The organism is Spirosoma litoris (genome assembly GCF_054776755.1).
Window position 1 is genome coordinate 1 of record NZ_BAAHBI010000062.1, and the last position, 16,844, is coordinate 16,844.

General features: G+C 50.0%; 13 protein-coding genes. 10 read left to right on the plus strand and 3 right to left on the minus strand.

The annotated features are described in order from the left end of the window. Positions 1–60 precede the first annotated feature (60 nt). Positions 61–270 carry a hypothetical protein gene (locus ACYVGR_RS31385; protein WP_460963938.1) on the minus strand — a complete coding sequence of 70 codons (210 nt, stop codon included), beginning with the start codon at positions 268–270 and terminating at the stop codon, positions 61–63. A gap of 291 nt (positions 271–561) precedes the next feature. Between ACYVGR_RS31385 and ACYVGR_RS31390 the strand changes: the two genes are divergently transcribed. The 3 genes from ACYVGR_RS31390 to ACYVGR_RS31400 all read left to right on the plus strand — a co-directional run bounded on the left by ACYVGR_RS31390 (position 562) and on the right by ACYVGR_RS31400 (position 2,915). Continuing rightward, positions 562–1,239: a response regulator transcription factor gene (locus tag ACYVGR_RS31390; protein WP_182458818.1), complete on the plus strand. Its 678-nt coding sequence runs from the start codon at positions 562–564 to the stop codon at positions 1,237–1,239. Next, positions 1,239–2,603, plus strand: coding sequence for a sensor histidine kinase (locus ACYVGR_RS31395; protein ID WP_460963939.1), 1,365 nt, complete (start codon positions 1,239–1,241; stop codon positions 2,601–2,603). Before ACYVGR_RS31390 ends, ACYVGR_RS31395 begins: the two co-directional genes overlap by 1 nt. Positions 2,604–2,708: 105 nt before the next feature. Continuing rightward, positions 2,709–2,915 (plus strand): hypothetical protein, encoded by a 207-nt coding sequence (locus ACYVGR_RS31400; protein WP_460963941.1) that lies wholly within the window; start codon positions 2,709–2,711, stop codon positions 2,913–2,915. Between the two features lie 19 nt (positions 2,916–2,934). Here the strand turns inward: ACYVGR_RS31400 and ACYVGR_RS31405 are convergent, their stop codons facing one another. Beyond that, positions 2,935–4,329 (minus strand): DUF389 domain-containing protein, encoded by a 1,395-nt coding sequence (locus tag ACYVGR_RS31405; RefSeq protein WP_460963943.1) that lies wholly within the window; start codon positions 4,327–4,329, stop codon positions 2,935–2,937. A gap of 93 nt (positions 4,330–4,422) precedes the next feature. On the opposite strand from ACYVGR_RS31405, the gene ACYVGR_RS31410 reads away from it, so the two are divergent. Then, the gene (locus tag ACYVGR_RS31410) at positions 4,423–5,679 is read left to right on the plus strand and encodes a cation:proton antiporter (protein WP_460963944.1); all 1,257 of its coding nucleotides are present in this window, start codon (positions 4,423–4,425) and stop codon (positions 5,677–5,679) included. Between the two features lie 11 nt (positions 5,680–5,690). On the opposite strand, the gene ACYVGR_RS31415 is transcribed toward ACYVGR_RS31410, so the two are convergent. Next, positions 5,691–7,091, minus strand: coding sequence for a chloride channel protein (locus ACYVGR_RS31415; RefSeq protein ID WP_460963946.1), 1,401 nt, complete (start codon positions 7,089–7,091; stop codon positions 5,691–5,693). 162 nt (positions 7,092–7,253) lie between these two features. Between ACYVGR_RS31415 and ACYVGR_RS31420 the strand changes: the two genes are divergently transcribed. The 6 genes from ACYVGR_RS31420 to ACYVGR_RS31445 all read left to right on the plus strand — a co-directional run bounded on the left by ACYVGR_RS31420 (position 7,254) and on the right by ACYVGR_RS31445 (position 16,646). Then, a complete protein-coding gene (locus tag ACYVGR_RS31420) occupies positions 7,254–8,171 on the plus strand; it encodes a hypothetical protein (RefSeq protein WP_460963948.1) in 918 nt (305 codons plus the stop codon). Between the two features lie 48 nt (positions 8,172–8,219). Further along, positions 8,220–8,438, plus strand: coding sequence for a copper chaperone (locus ACYVGR_RS31425; protein ID WP_460963950.1), 219 nt, complete (start codon positions 8,220–8,222; stop codon positions 8,436–8,438). 337 nt (positions 8,439–8,775) lie between these two features. Beyond that, positions 8,776–10,485, plus strand: a complete 1,710-nt coding sequence (locus tag ACYVGR_RS31430) for a tetratricopeptide repeat protein (RefSeq protein ID WP_460963952.1) — start codon at positions 8,776–8,778, stop codon at positions 10,483–10,485. Between the two features lie 204 nt (positions 10,486–10,689). Further along, positions 10,690–11,823: an efflux RND transporter periplasmic adaptor subunit gene (locus ACYVGR_RS31435; protein ID WP_460963954.1), complete on the plus strand. Its 1,134-nt coding sequence runs from the start codon at positions 10,690–10,692 to the stop codon at positions 11,821–11,823. 130 nt (positions 11,824–11,953) lie between these two features. Next, the gene (locus tag ACYVGR_RS31440) at positions 11,954–15,172 is read left to right on the plus strand and encodes an efflux RND transporter permease subunit (RefSeq protein WP_460963956.1); all 3,219 of its coding nucleotides are present in this window, start codon (positions 11,954–11,956) and stop codon (positions 15,170–15,172) included. Next, on the plus strand, positions 15,150–16,646 hold the full coding sequence (locus ACYVGR_RS31445) for a TolC family protein (RefSeq protein ID WP_460963958.1): 1,497 nt from the start codon (positions 15,150–15,152) through the stop codon (positions 16,644–16,646). The genes ACYVGR_RS31440 and ACYVGR_RS31445 overlap by 23 nt, the downstream gene beginning before the upstream one ends. Positions 16,647–16,844 lie beyond the last annotated feature (198 nt).

Genomic DNA, 16,844 nt, shown 5'->3' on the forward strand with positions numbered 1-16,844 from the left:
AAAAGTCAATCCCGTCAACAAGTCAGATTGCTGTAAGAATTAAATTGGAAGAGTACTAGTTCATCTGTTACTTGAGACTTGCTCTTTTTTAACCGTGTCTTCGGCTCCTTCAGCTTGATTTTCTTTTTCCTTTAACTGTCGAAGTAAATGTTCGTAATAAGGCGGTAATTTATCCGTGTTGGATGATTTAACGCCATACCAGGCACTGGTAAAATAACTTAGCACGCCTAGTACAAGAATTATACTGACAATAATAAAAAACGTCATCATCTTGGTTCGGGTTTATAGTGAAGCGCGAGAGCTTACTTTTCATGACCATTGACCCGCCCCAATCAGTGAGAACGTGGGCGTAGGGGCCAACGGCATGAATAAGCGCTTATATACGCTTAATTCAGGCAAAGTATAGGCGATTGATAAGTAGGAACTTAACGAAACCTTAGAATTTGATTAGAGCCATAAACAATAGGCTGGTTATGTGCTTACTTACCTGTGAATATGGTTCACTTTCCAGTGTAATAAGCCGACTTGTAACCAAGCAAAATACTTTTAGCTTTACTACTCATGAAACTACTGGTCGTTGAAGACGAACCCAAAACGTTGCAGGCAATCCAGCAGGGACTGGAAGAAAGCCAGTTTGAAGTCGACATCGCCTACGACGGGCTTATTGCCAAACGGCTGGCGCTGAAAAATAACTATGCCGCTATTATTACTGATTTGATTTTACCCGGTTTGAATGGGTATGAACTCTGCCGACAGTTACGGGCCGAGGGGTTAACCACTCCCATTCTGATGCTGACCGCACTGGGCGAAACCGACGATAAAATTTCGGGCTTCGATGCCGGGGCCGATCAATACCTGACCAAGCCGTTTCAGTTTGCCGAATTACTGGCCCGCGTGCGATCCCTTACCAAGCGGGGTACGCAGGTGTCGCTGACCGCCCAAACCCTGCGGTATGGCGGCATTGAAATGAATCTGGATGCTAAAACCGTTACGCGCGATGAGCAACCGATTGAGCTAACCGCCCGCGAATTTGCCTTGCTGGAATTTCTGATGCGCAATCAGGGACGGGTACTATCGAAACCAGCTATTGCCGAACATGTCTGGGATTTGAATTTCGATACGGGCACCAACGTCGTGGAAGTCTACATCAATTACCTCCGTAAAAAGATTGATCGAAACTTCCCTACCAAGCTAATCCATACGCATTTCGGGATGGGGTATATGTTTAAAGAGGAGTAATGACGATTCGCAAACGGCTCACCTTACGCTTTACAAGCCTGGTATCCAGCATTTTACTGCTGGCGTTTGTGAGTATCTATGCCTTCTGCTGGTATTTTATTTCCTCCGATTTTTACCGGCGGCTCGACCGAAAAGCCAATACAACAGGCGATATGCTCATCCGCCATCGGCTGGATGCGCAATTGATTCAGCAATTGGGACGAATTCGGAAAGATCAGTTACCCAACCAAAAAATCATGGTGTTCGACGGCCGGGATTCGATCATTTTTGTTACCAATGAAAACCTGTCGATAACAATACCAACGTCTGTGCTTGCCGATATCCGGCAGAATAAACAAAAGGATTTTCAGCAGGGTGGGTACTATCTGTCGGGCACTCGATTCATGACGGCTTCGGGGCAGTATGTGGTCATTGCCAGCGCCCAAAACAGCTACGGGGATGAATTTTTACGGCGTCTGCTGTGGGCTTTGACGGGTTTATTTGTCCTGATTGCCGGGATGACTGCCTTCTCAGGCTGGTTTTTTGCGGGCGATGCCTTGCAGCCCATGCAGCAGATTGATCAGATTGTCAGTGATATATTTCCGCGGAATCGGGATGAACGCCTGGTCGTTACTAAAGACGATGATGAAATCAGTCGATTGTCGGCCACTATTAATCGATTGCTGGATCGGGTAGCGGAGTCCTTCCGGTTGCAGCGGATGTTTGTGGCCAACGTATCCCACGAACTGAAAAACCCACTCACGCAAATCAGCTCACAACTGGAAGTCAGTTTGTTAAACCAGCGGGAACCAGAAGCTTACCGGCAAACGATTCGTTCCGTCCTGGATGATGTAGGCGACCTGGCGGCCCTCACCCACGAATTACTACAACTCTCCCAGGTCAACCAGGAGGATGCTATTGGACTACTCACCGATACGGTGCGGATGGACGAAATCGTATGGGATATCCGAGACGAAGTCATGGCCATCAATCCCCGTTACCAGGTTAACATAGAACTCGGTGCCTTGCCCGATGATCCAGACCAGCTAGCCGTTCAGGGTAACAAAACCTTGCTGGCTACGGCGCTGAAAAATCTAGCGGAAAATGCCTGCAAATTTTCTAATGACGGTCAGGCATTGATCCGGGTTGATTTCGCGGCTACCAAGCTATACATAAGTATTCAAAATACCGGCCATCCCATTCCCAGTGCTGATCTACCCTACATATTTGAGCCCTTCTATCGCAGCCGTCAGACCGCTGATGTGCGTGGGTATGGCGTGGGTTTATCACTCGTTGAGCGCATTATTCGCCTGCATCAGGGCCATATCAGTGTTACGTCAGAACCCGGTAAGCCAACGGCATTTCGTATTGAACTGCCACGATGAATACACTCTTCTAATCAGATTCTAAGGAGTTTATCAGTGAATCTTAAGTCGTTCAGGGCATATTTGGCAACTAAGAAACCTGCCAGACAATATAAACTGACCGACATGATGACTACTGAAAGCCAAACGGTTACCTATACCCCATTCTTTCCCCCAGCGCCTGTTAGTAAGGCGGAAAGACAAACTAAATCAAGGTATTTTTACGATGAGAAGCCCCCCAAACCAGACTGGCTAATCTTGTTGATCAGTGCATTAGTACTCCTGACCTTATTGATTGCCTGGGCAGTTGACATTCCCAATCTATTGCATTAACAGCGCAACATCCATTACGCTATTCAACCAGCAGTTTTATCTTTTTGCTTTTTGTCCGGCTTTGTAGCCAGCGCTCTATCCTTTGTTTTTCGCCCGCTGTATGACGGCGAGAGAACTTGGCGTATACCAGCATGACCGTGTCGGGTCGGTTACTATTCCGACTCATGACCAATGATTGGGCAGCCGTAAAGGTTTGTACATCAGGCATGAGCGTTTTAAGTTCATTTCGCAGGTCAGCTACCGACAGACGGGTAGATTGGGTTAGGTCGATATACCGCCGTAATGAATCAATGATGTGATCTTTGCGAGCAATGGACGACTGACTGTATTTAATAACCTGATCGGTGACCGTATTTTTTAGCGCGTCTACATCAATTTCAGTGTCCTTAAAGCTCCCTTGTTTGACGATGAGTTGCGCATCGGCCAGGCCATATGGAGGCATTTTGGCCCGAAGCAGATTAATGGAATCTTTCGGAAATGGCTCCCCTACTAGCGTGAGTTCCAGTGTACTTTGATCCCGATTGTAGCGGGCAGTATAACTGACCAGTTGCCGATACTCAAAATTACATTCGTTGGTAACAAATCGTTTGGCATTCTGCTCGAAGATGGTTTTACGAACAATCTGATACCCAAGGTAGCTACTCGGTACCACGACAATCAGCACCGCAACCCAGATCGTGTTCCGTACCCGACGTTCTACGTCAGGCGCAGGATATTCTTTCTGGTGATAACCCAGAAATCGGACAATTAGAAAAGTGGCTAAACTAATGCAAACGCTATTGATGAGAAATAGGTAAAACGCACCCGCAAAATAGTACAGATTACCCGATGCCAGTCCGTAACCCGCCGTGCAGATGGGCGGCATCAGCGCCGTTGCAATGGCCACGCCTGGAACCACATTCGTAATTTTATCCCGTCGCGAACCGGCCACAATGCCTGCCAAACCGCCAAAAAAGGCAATGAACGCATCCCAGACGGTAGGCGATGTGCGAGCCAGTAGTTCCGATTGAGCAATGTGCAGCGGACTGATTAAAAAATAAACCGTAGAGGTAAGCAGACTGATAAAAACGGCAATACTTAAATTCTTCAGCGCCTGCTGAATCATGGTCAGATCATTGATACCGATGCCCAGGCCGATTCCCATAATCGGGCCCATCAGCGGGGAGATCAGCATGGCACCGATGATAACAGCCGTAGAATTAACATTCAGCCCGATAGAAGCAATGAAAATGGCAAAAATCAGCGTCCATAGATTAATACCCCGGAATTCAATACCCCGACGTATCGATTCAATCACATCCTTTTCATCCTGTTTATCTTCCTCCAGACTAAAACGCTCGCGCAGAAACCCACCGAAGCGGCTTAAGGTATCTGACTTATTCGTCTGGGGTGCATTTTGGTCGTCGACAATCATTATTCAGGAATACAGTTATTGATACTTAACTCAAAATAAGATGCGGTTTTAATGGAAAGTTAATGTAATCTTGCTCAATTCCACTACTCAATTATGGATCTATTTACTGTCATTACTTTACTTATTGTTGCTTCGGCAGTGTTTGCCTACCTGAACACAAAACTGCTGAAACTTCCCGATGCCATTGGCATTATGGTTTGTTCGCTGGGCTTCTCTGTCCTGTTACTTGGCCTGAACTCAATCTATCCTGACCAGTTAGCCTCTGTTCGTCAGACGGTTGCCGGGATTAACTTTGGTAAAGCGCTTTTTGATGTGATGTTAAGCTTCCTGCTTTTTGCCGGCGCTTTCCATACCGATTCAGCCAAACTTAAAGTCGAACGACGCTCGGTTATGCTGTTTGCTTTTGTGGGCGTCTTACTGAGCACATTTCTGGTTGGTTCAGGTCTTTATTTATTGACCAGGCATCTCGACCTGGCATTGTCATTCCCGCTTTGCCTGTTATTTGGGGCTTTAATTTCACCCACCGATCCAATCGCCGTGTTAGGCATCTTGTCTAAGTTCAAACTACCCGACAGCGTCAAGCTGAATATTGTGGGCGAATCACTCTTTAATGATGGCGTAGGGGTTGTCGTGTTTGCTTCTATTTATCGAATTGTCCTCAACGGAGTCGATAGTGTAAGTGCTGGAGAGATCGCCTTGCTGTTTCTCGAGGAAGCCGGTGGCGGTGTCGTATTTGGAATTGCTTTAGGGTACGGGATGTTCCTGGTTTTACGTTCGATCAACCACTATCAGACCGAAGTGATTGTAACGGTAGCCGGTGTTATGGGTGGGTACTTACTAGCGCAAAAACTGCACATTTCAGGACCATTAGCGATGGTGGTCACCGGTCTTATGGTTGGTGGACATAGCCGTCGGCAGGACGCCATGAGTCAGCTCACCGAGGAGTACGTCGACAAATTCTGGGAGTTGGTTGATGGGATTCTAAATGCCTTACTTTTTGTACTGATTGGCGTTGAGCTGCTATTGATTGATTTTCAGATAACACAATGGTCCATTTATTTACTAGTCGTGCTCTTGGTCCTGGTAGCCCGGTATTTAGCTATTCTCATTCCCTTTACGCTGGCTCATCGCTGGCTGGACCTCGACAGGAATGCCCCTGTTATGCTGACCTGGGGTGGGCTACGGGGAGGGCTTTCCATTGCGATGGCGCTGTCCATTGATGGCTCCTTACCGCAGAAAGAGTTCATTGTGACAATTACATATGCAGTCGTTTTGTTTTCCGTAATTGTACAGGGGTTGACTATGGAGCGGCTCATTCGGCGGCTTTACCCACCTGATAAAGAGGATTAGGCTACCTAACGCTAGTCGGCTTCTACTTCTTTTCTCTTGGCCTCATTGAGAACGGGCTGTGCCATTGTTTCGCGGACAAATCCGGCTTTCAGGTGCTCATAGAACGATACCGGATCAACCAGCGATGCCGCCCCCTGCGCCATCAGTCCACCCAACAGTAATTGAAAAATAGCCGAATGCCGATCGGTCATTTCCAGTACCAGAATGGCCGCCGTGAACGGAGAGCGAACCACCCCTGTCAAAAAGCTTACCATACTCACCAGAATGACCAGATTCGTATCGCTGGGCGTTACCCGGATTAGCCGAGCCATTGCGTCTCCGAGGATAGCTCCGGCGCTTAATGAGGTGGCAAAAACCCCACCCGCTGCCCCGCTGCTGTAGCTGAGCGCCATACCCGCGAACCGTACTGGAAACAGATACCAGGGCGTCTGGTGATCGTTTTGAAACAGGAGCCGATTAATAATAGGCTTCCCCGTACCAACGGCATCGGTACCAACCAGGTAGGCCAGTCCAGCTAGTACCAATCCGCAGGCTGCTACCCATATAGCCTGCTCCCGACTGGTACGAAACCGTCTTCGGTAGGCATTGACCCATAATAACGCTTTGGCAAACACAGCACCTGCTAAACCGGAAACCATAGCCACTAGCACTACTACGCCCAAAAACCAGCCGGTCGAAACTGTCACTTTCGGAAAACCCAGGTATAAATAAGGCCCCAGAATCGCCTGTGCGGTCATACCTGCAATAATCACCGCCGTAAAAACAGCGGTGCGAAAACGAGTGATGTGCGTTTGGGTTAATTCTTCCACCACGAAGACGATTCCACCCAGCGGAGTATTAAAGGCCGCAGCCAGCCCAGCGGCTCCGCCTGTAACGAGCGCAATTTGCCGGGATAGTTGCGGCCAACCCGCGGGTTGCAGTCGGTTAATGGCCCGAAAAATAGCGGCTGAAATCTGAATGGTCGGCCCTTCCCGACCAATAACGCCACCCCCAATCAGCAAGACTACGCTGCTGAGAACTTTGACGAGTGCTACCCGCATACTTAGCAAATAGTTCGTACGGTGATACGTCCTGGGATTTGACAGTTCAATACCCGCCATAACCTGCGGAATACCGCTGCCTCGTGCTGCCGGAGCCAGTTTTGCGACCACCAGCCACGCAAGCAGGAAGGCCAGTGGTGTGGTTACAAACACTAGCATCGGATGAGCCTGAATCCAGGTAAAACTGGTTTGCTCTGCCCACATAAATAGTTCTTCGTAACCAACAGCAACAAGTCCAGTCAGCAGAGAGGCTACCCAAAACGGCAGGCTTTGGAGTATAATTCGGCGCACACGCTCGGTGTATAAACGCTTGATAATGTGCTGATCCAGCCAGGCCAGTACCTGTGCATATCGGGAAGGTCTATTCGCCATGCAGTAATGATGTGTTCCAGTTTGTAATAATAACACCAGGAGCAAGCAGATGATTAGGCGAAGCGCAAAGTCTAAGCAAATTCTAAGAAGTCTTTAATTCCTTTATAACCAGCGGAGATCACCTTTGTCGCATTCTCCAATACGCCAACAAATTATTTTCGTATGGAAACAACTTCACGAACGTCAACACCGCTGACCGCTATTCTGGCCATGCTACTCACCCTTGGTGTGGTTGGTGGCCTGTATTTGGATAAAACCCGAACCCTGATTGACCGCTTTGATCAGGAAGAACGGCGGGCCGATTCGCTCCTGTCAGTCAAACTTCAACTCGAAGGCGATGTTCGCAGCCTGACGAGTCAACTGGAAACGGCCACTAGTGAGAACGAATCGCTAGGTAAACGTATCAGTGCCTTACATGGCCAATTGTACCAACGGGATGCCGTGGAGAGACAACTTCGTCAGCAAAACAGGTTGCGCACAGGCACCATTCATGGCCTTCATCGAAATCTGGATTCCATGACAACCATTCGTGATAGTTTAGAAAACCAGCTAGCTGCCATGAATGATAAAATCGGTTGGCTAACTGATTCGAATGGATTGCTACTCAACGAGACAAAAGTCCTCCAACAAAAAATAAATGAACTGAATACGAGCTTACAAACAAAGGTTCCTCGCTCGGCCATTACAGGCGATTATTTTATGGTTGAATCCACCAAGGGAAATCATAAAGAAACCGCGAAAGCAAAAAAGGTAAATACAGTAACTATTTCGCTAAATGTACCGCCGGAATTACAAGTAGATTCTATTCAGGAAGTATTCGTAAGCCTGACCGACCCTCAGCACAATCCGGTCATGCCGCCCTTACGTACCGAAACGATTGTCCTGGAAACAGTCAATGAAGTTGTACCAGTTCATGCCATTCAACGGGTGATTTTCACTGGAAAGCCAACACGAATCTCGATCAGTTTAACGCCCGACAAAACCCTGAAGCCAGGTATATACCGGGCATCGGTTTACACTAAAAACGCCTATTTGGGTTCCGTTGACTTCCGACTCCGGGATAGTTTCTGGTTCTTTTAGTTATCTATACAACATACTAACTCAAATACAACATACTAACTCAACACGATGGAAACGCTGAACTTCAAAACCAACCTGGCTGACAAAAAGGCCATTGCCGCCGTAACACTACCTCTCAACAATATCGAACAACTCGACGGCTGGAATGTTGACACCAACTCGCCAGATAATCTGCTGACTGTACAAACTACGGATAATCGAATCGCTGATCTGGTTCAAAAAGCGGTTGCGCAAGCAGGCTATTGGGCAGAAACTATCGTCAGATAAGCCGTGAATTAGTTAGCGTATTGAGACTGGTTTGCTATTCTGCCCCTGCTGATTCACCAGTTGGGTTGTCATGACTGCTTGGCCGGCGGGATCTCCGTTGGCCGTTTTCAACATAATATCTTCTGGTTTTAAGTTACCCAAACCTGCTCGTACGAATTATTATCCGCCAGACGCTGCCCCACCTGACCGTCGTACGCCAGATCGATTTCGTAGCCTTCGCTCTCTAAGCCTTTTCTAAGCAGTCTTTAAGCCCCTTCTTAGGTCTGGGTGGTAATTTGTCCCTGACTTCAGAGATGCACTAAATAGTCATCTGGTTGAAAGAAAAATCCTAAGCAACATGAAAACGCACCTATTAATATTACTTCTCTCGGGGCTGGCGGGCAGCGTTACTGCCCAGACGCCAACACCCGATGCCAATACATTAATGAGCCTGGGGCGCTTCGACGAAGCTGCCCAAGTCCTGAGTCGAACGGCTCAGCAAAACCCATCGGATCAAACTATTTTTGACGCTGGCTATGGCTATCTCCTGGCAGGAAAGCCTGATTCGGCCCGAGCCTGGTTTTATAAAGGCATTTCGATGGATGACAAACGGATTCCATTAAACCAAACAGGCTCGGCCCTGACCTACCTCGTACAAAACGATAATACCAATGCCGATCCTAAACTAGAGGAAGTCATCAACCGGAGTAAAGGCAAAAACGCCGACATTCTGTTTCGAATTGGGGAAGCCTACACAGGCTATCTAACCCCCGGCGACGGTTCTATTAAGCCCCGCTATCCAAAAGCGGTCAATGCCGCAAAAGCCATTGACTACCTGAACCGGGCTGTCGATCGGGACAAGAAAAATCCGGCTATCCAGTTGGCCCTCGGCGATGCGTATTATTTGAACAAAGATGCGGGTACGGCCGTCACTCGCTACGAAAGTGCCCTTGAACTGGGCATGAACCCATCGCGGGTGTACCAGCGCATTGGCGATATTTACTGGCAGGGCCGCAACCTGAATCTGGCTGTGGAGAACTATAAGAAAGCCATTGAAGCAAGTGCCAACTACGCACCAGCTTACAACCAGTTAGCCGAACTATATTTCCTGGTCAACCGCTACAAAGAAGCCGCCAACTACATTGATCAATACGTGAACGTATCGAAAGATAAGCGTCAGGAGACGCTGTTACGGCAGGCTCAGTTTCATTTTCTGGCTAAAGATTACCAGCGAGCGATCAACCTGATCGACAGCAACCGTACCGCATTAGCCCAGAATCCTATTGTGTACCGAATTGAAGGCTGGGCGTATTCGTCCTTGAAAGAACCGCAAAAAGCCATTCAAAATATTAGTACGTTCCTGGAAAAAGCACCGGGAAAGGCCATGCCCGACGATTATAAATACCTCGGCATGGCTTATATGGGCATCGAAAATCCCGGCAGTGATTCACTGAAAGCAGTTAATGACTCCATTGGTGTGACTTATCTGGCCAAAGCTGCTCCCTTCGACACGACCGAGAATCTGTATAGCGTCATGGCCAAGTACTATTACCGGGCTAAGAAACACCCCGAAGCAGTGGCCACTCTGGATTCGGCCGCAAAGCATAACTTCAAAGCGGATGTTCAGGACTTATTTCGTTATGGAATGAGTAACTATACGCTGGGTTTTCAGCGGGATAGTCTCGGGAAGTTAGTACGAGACACGGTGCGCTTCGCCCTGGCCGATTCGGCATTGGCATTAGCCCAAAAAGCATCGCCAGAGTATGCCCCAACGGTATTGTATCGGGCAAAGGCTAACTATTATGCCTACACACCCGAAGAAGCCGTTCGGAATGGGAAAGCGAAGCCCTACTTCGAGCAGTTCATTAACATGGTTTCAGATAAGGAAGAAGAACGGAATCGCTATAAGAAAGACCTGTTGCTGGCCTTCAAGTATATGATTTCCTACAACGAACTGGTTACTAAAGACGACAATGCCCGAAATGAATGGCTAAAGAAAGGCCTTTCATTGTTCCCGGAAAATAAGGACTTAGCCAAGATTGCTGCTCCTGAAGCAGACAGTCAGTAAACTCATTACTTTTTCATAGTTGAACATGCCGATTCGAATCGCTACCGGAGCTTTGATATCCGGTAGCGATTTTGTGTTTTTACGAGTTGAATCCCACCGATTAGCGTTTCTCTAAGCAAATTCTAAGAATTTTCTAATCTGGTCTTTACTTGTCGTATTGTATTTGCACAGGTAGCAAACGGGGCAATCAGACCCTACTTCCTTATGCAATCTTATTCAGGCCTACTTGCCTTACTAATTACGATTATATTGGCCTCCTGCTCAGCCCATAGCGAGAAAAAGCAGGAGTCGGCGCCAACGCTTCCGGTCATTCAGTTAACCCAACAGGATGCCACCCTCGATCACGATTATGCCAGCAATCTGGAGGCCGTGCAGAACGTGGAGGTCCGGGCCCGAGTAGCGGGCTATCTGGATAAGATTCTGGTCGATGAAGGAAAGCCCGTTCATAAAGGCCAACTACTATTTCAACTTAACCCGACCGAATATCAGGTGGAAGTAGACCGGGCACAGTCCAGTCTGGAGAGTGCGATGGCCCAGGCCGAGTCAGCAGAAGTAGAAATGGGCCGGGTGAAACTACTGGTCACTAAAAATGTGATTTCGCCTTCTGAGTTAAAGCTGGCCAAATCGAAACTGGAAACCGCCCGGGCGGGTATCAATGGAGCCCGATCCGCGCTGAACAAAGCCCGGTTTCATGTCTCGCTGACTAGTATTCGAGCCCCCTTCGACGGGGTTATCAACCGGCTGCCCTTCAAACGGGGTAGCCTGATTGAAGAGGGCGCCCTGCTGACCACCCTCTCTGATCTAAGGGAGATGTATGCCTATTTCAATGTATCGGAGAAAGAATATCTATCCTTCATTAAAAAACGGCTCGATCCCGAAAAAACGACCGTTCGGGAAGTCGAATTGTTGCTGGCCGATGATTCGCCCTATCCCTACAAAGGCAAAATCGAAACCACCGAAACGGTCTTCGAAGGCAACTCCGGTACCATTGCCTTCCGGGCTACGTTCCCCAATCCCAAACGCCTGCTCCGGCACGGGGCTACGGGCAAAATTCGCCTGGAAACCGACGTGGACGATGCCGTTCTGGTGCCTCAGCGAGCCGTTTTTGAGGTGCAGGACAAAAACTTCGTGTATGTCGTTGACGCATCCAATAAAGTTCGAAGCCGAAGTTTTGTCCCCAGCAGCCGGGTTGACCAGTTTTACATCGTTCAATCGGGCCTTAAACCTGGCGATCGTATTGTTTACGAGGGAATTCAGAGCTTGAAAGATGGCATGAGCATTGTCCCGAAAGCACTTCCCGCCAAAAGCTTACAGGGGCTGTATGCCGCAGCGCGATAAAAATGAATGAATACTGAAAAATCGGGGCCGCCCGTGCGGTACCATGCAACATGCATAGCCCACTTAGTAAGCCACTGACAATCAATAGGTAGTTCATCTTTCATTATCCACTACCCATTCCTGTATACCTATGTTTACCATATTCGTTAAACGACCTTTACTCTCCACCGCCATTTCGGTCCTGATTGTGCTGATGGGCGTGCTGGCCCTGACGGGACTGCCCGTTACACAGTTTCCTGATATTGTACCTCCCTCGGTCACCGTAACGACCAGGTACACGGGAGCCAGCGCCGATGTCTGCGTCAAGGCTGTGGCTACCCCGCTCGAACGAGCCATTAATGGGGTGCCCAACATGACCTATATGACGTCCATTTCGGGCAATGATGGCACTACCCTCATCACGGTGTTCTTTAAAGTGGGGACCGACCCCGATCTGGCCGCCGTTAACGTGCAAAACCGGGTGACGACCGTGATGGACGAACTGCCCGAAGAAGTCATCAAGGCGGGGGTCGTTACCGAAAAAGAGGTCAACAGCATGCTGCTATACCTCAATATTGTCAGTGACGACCCAAAAGTAGATGAAAAATTCATCTACAATTTTGCCGACATCAACGTCCTGGCCGAACTGAAGCGGATCGACGGGGTGGGTTTTGCGGCCATTATGGGCAGCCGCGATTACTCCATGCGGGTGTGGCTCAAACCCGACCGCATGACGGCCTATGATGTATCGCCCGACGAAGTGATTGCCGGTATTCGCAAGCAAAATGTCGAAGCAGCTCCTGGTAAAGCAGGTGAGAGTGCCGACCGCGATCCCCAAACGCTTCAATATGTACTCCGCTACACGGGTAAGTTTTTTGAACCGGCTCAGTACGAAAACCTCATCCTGCGCACCAACTCCGACGGCTCGCCCCTGCGCCTAAAAGATGTGGCCGACGTAGAATTCGGCTCGCTGGATTATGGCGTACTCTCCAAAAACGACGGACGCCCCTCGGCGGCCATCATGCTCAAACAGCGGCCCGGCTCCAACGCCAGCGACGTGATTGCCAACGTAAAAAAACGAATGGCGGAACTCAAAGACAGTTCGTTTCCAACCGGCATGACCTACAATTACGCCTACGACGTGTCGCGGTTTCTGGATGCCTCTATTCACGAGGTGGTTCGCACGTTGATCGAAGCCTTTGTGCTGGTGTTCATTATTGTGTTCCTGTTTTTGCAGGACTGGCGCTCCACCCTGATCTGCGCGCTGGCTGTACCGGTGGCCCTGATCGGCACCTTTGCGTTTATGAGCCTGATCGGTTTCTCCATCAATCTGCTCACCCTGTTTGCGCTGGTGCTGGCCATTGGGATTGTGGTCGATAATGCCATTGTGGTAGTCGAGGCTGTTCACGCCAAAATGGAGGAATCCCACTTACCGCCACGAGCCGCTACATTTTCGGCTATGAGTGATATTGCCGGAGCCATCGTGGCCATTACCCTGGTGATGTCGGCGGTGTTTATTCCGGTCGCCTTTATGTCGGGGCCGGTGGGTATTTTCTACCGCCAATTCTCGCTCACGCTGGCCATTGCCATTGTCATCTCCGGCGTTAATGCGCTGACCCTGACGCCTGCTCTCTGTGCAATTCTACTCCGCCCCGTACACGGCGAGCAAAAAGGGCTGCTGGGTCGCTTCTTTGCCAAATTCAACCGGGGGTACGAATCGCTAGCGGGTAGGTATCAGGGATTACTCAGTCGGATGGCCAATCGGGGCGTTATCACCTGGGGGTTATTACTGCTATTTATCGTGGCCACCTGGAGCATCAGTATCGTGCTGCCGGGCGGTTTTATTCCTACCGAAGATCAGGGCATGATTTACGTCAACGTGACTACGCCCGCCGGGGCCACCGTCGACCGGACCGAGAAAGTCATGGACGCCATCGAAGCGGTGGCCTCTGAGCAGGAATCGGTCGAGAACGTATCGACGCTGGCTGGATACAGCCTGCTGACCGACGGGGCGGGGGCGTCCTATGGGATGGGCATGATTAACCTCAAGCCCTGGGAGGAGCGGCACCAGTCGATGCAGGAACTGATTACAACGCTGGAAGAAAAAACCAAAGAGATTACCGATGCCACGATTCAGTTTTTTCCTCCCCCTACCGTACCCGGCTTTGGTAATTCGAGTGGCTTTGAACTACGCATGCTGGATCGGGGCCGCAGTGGTGACCTGAATCAAACGGCCAAGGTAGCGCAGGATTTTATAGCGGCCCTGAAGAAACGGCCCGAAATCAGCGATGCCTTTACCAGCTTCGATCCTAATTTCCCCCAGTACCTGCTGCATGTCGATCAGGAAAAAGCGTCCCAGAAAGGCGTCTCCATCGACAACGCTATGAGTACGCTGCAAACGATGATGGGCAGTTATTATGCATCTAACTTCATCCGCTTCGGGCAGATGTATAAAGTAATGGTGCAAGCGGCCCCCAATTACCGAACCAAACCCGAAGATGTGCTGAACATGCGGGTCAAGAACGACCAGGGGGAAATGGTCCCCTATGCCAACTTTGTCAGCCTGGAGCGGGTCTATGGTCCCGAGCAGTTGACTCGCTACAACATGTACACCTCGGCCATGATCAATGGCGATGCGGCCCCCGGCTATAGTAGCGGTGACGCGATCCGGGCTGTTCAGGAAGTGGCCGCCCAGACATTGCCCAAAGGATACGCTTACGAGTGGTCGGGCATGTCGCGGGAGGAGGTCGAGTCAGGGAACCAGGCTATTTACATTTTCGCGATCTGTTTAGTGTTCGTGTATATTTTGCTGATGGCGCAATACGAAAGTGTGTTTTTGCCGCTGTCGGTCCTGTTGTCGCTACCCACGGGCATATTCGGGTCCTTTTTCTTCCTGTACCTGATGGGCCTTCAGAACAATATCTACGCGCAGGTAGCGCTGGTTATGCTCATTGGCCTGCTGGGTAAAAACGCTATTCTGATCGTTGAGTTTGCCAGCCAGCGGCAGAAGGAAGGCTTACCAATTGTGAAAGCAGCCATCGAGGGGGCGGTTTCCCGGCTGCGCCCGATTCTAATGACCTCCTTCGCATTTATCGCGGGCCTGATTCCACTGTGTATGGCCACAGGTGCAGGGGCACTCGGTAACCGATCCATCGGAACGGCAGCTGCTGGGGGTATGCTCACCGGTACACTGTTCGGATTGGTCATCGTACCGGGTCTGTATGTGTTCTTCGCCAAACTCGCCGAACGATTTCAAACCAACCCACCAACCGACGACGAACCGCAGGGCCACTATACCCGGGAGACCGAAATCGACATTATTGAAATATCCACCCAAACGCACATCAATGGAAAAGTCATCCCTAAATAAGCCAATACGTAATATCCCGGCAATCAAGCCACTACACCGAATACTGGCTAGACTGGCTCCGTGTAGTGTTGCCAGTCTACTCTTACTAAGCGGTTGTCAGTTACCCACTACCATACTTCAGTCCGCTAACCGGCCCCTGCCTGTTTCCTTTGCGGGCCAATCGGACTCAACGGGGATTGCCCGGCAAAACTGGCGGACGTTCTTCGCCGATCCTCAGTTGACGCAGCTAATCGACACCGCCTTAGCCAGTAATCTAGATCTACGGATCGCTACGCAACGGATCGAGATGGCCCGCGCGTCCTTCCTGTACAGCCAGGGGGCGCTGGTCCCTCAGGTCAATGCTGTGGCGTCGGCGGGGGTAGACCGATACGGTCAATATACGATGAATGGAGTTGGGAATTACGATACCAATTTATCGGATAATATTCGGGGTAATCAACTAACGCCCAACCCTACTCCTGACTATTTTCTGGGGGCCCGCAGCAGTTGGGAAATCGACATCTGGGGCAAGCTCCACAACCGAAAAAAAGCGGCCTACCTGCGCCTTCTCGCGTCGGAGAAGGGCCGACATGCCGTGATAACCGCTCTGGTGGCTGAAACTGCCCGGCACTACTACGCCCTGCTGGCCCTGGATGGTGAACTGGAAATTCTCCAGAAAAACATTGACTATCAACAGAATGCGCTGGAGCTTGTCCGCGTCCAGAAAGAAGCGGGTCGGGTTACAGAACTGGCCGTTCAGCAATTCTCGGCCCAACTCCTGAATACCCGAAGTCGGCAGGGGCAGGTTCGCCAGCAGATTGTAGACCATGAGAATCAGTTAAACCGATTACTGGGTCGCTATCCACAGCCCATTGTCCGGGGAAAATCCCTCCAGGACCGTGACCTTCCCGGCCAGGTACGGACGGGTATCCCGGCGCAGATGCTGGTTCGCCGACCCGACATCAGTCAGGCAGAACTTGACCTGCAAGCCGCCAACATAGACATTGACGTAGCCCGAGCCGAGTTTCTGCCCAGTCTAAACCTGACAGCTTATTTAGGCCTGAACGCCTTCCGAACGGCGGTGTTGTTCAACCCGGCGTCCATTGCTGCGGGTTTGTTGGGTGGTTTGTCGGCCCCCATCCTGAATCGACGCGCCGTGAAAGCCAACTACCAGCAGACGGTGGCACAGAGCCGGGAATCGTTGTATCGGTATCAGCAGGCTATTCTGACGGGTTTCAGCGAAGTATCGACCCAATTACGGGGCGTCGAGAATTACCGTTCGGTGGCCGAGTTACAGGCCCAGGAAGTAGCCGTTTTGGAACAGGCCGTCTCGACCTCGAACGATTTGTTTCGGGGTGGGTATGCTTCGTATCTGGAAGTGATCACGGCCCAACGAAGCGTGCTCGAAGCCGAACTGGCGCTCATCACCACCAAGCAATCCCAGTTCCTGGCTCTAACGGATCTGTACCGGGCATTGGGTGGCGGTTGGGAATAATGGTATAGTAGCGAGTAAATAGAAAAACAATCAACCTGCTACAAGGTTAAAACAATAGCTGACCGTTTGGTTTGCCCAGTTTTAACCTACCAAAATCGGTTAATTATGAAACGTGCGTATTCGCTTATTCTTTACCTTAGTCATATCCACAAACGGGATAGTATATTCAATCAACAAAGTACTCCAGCGCGACTCGCC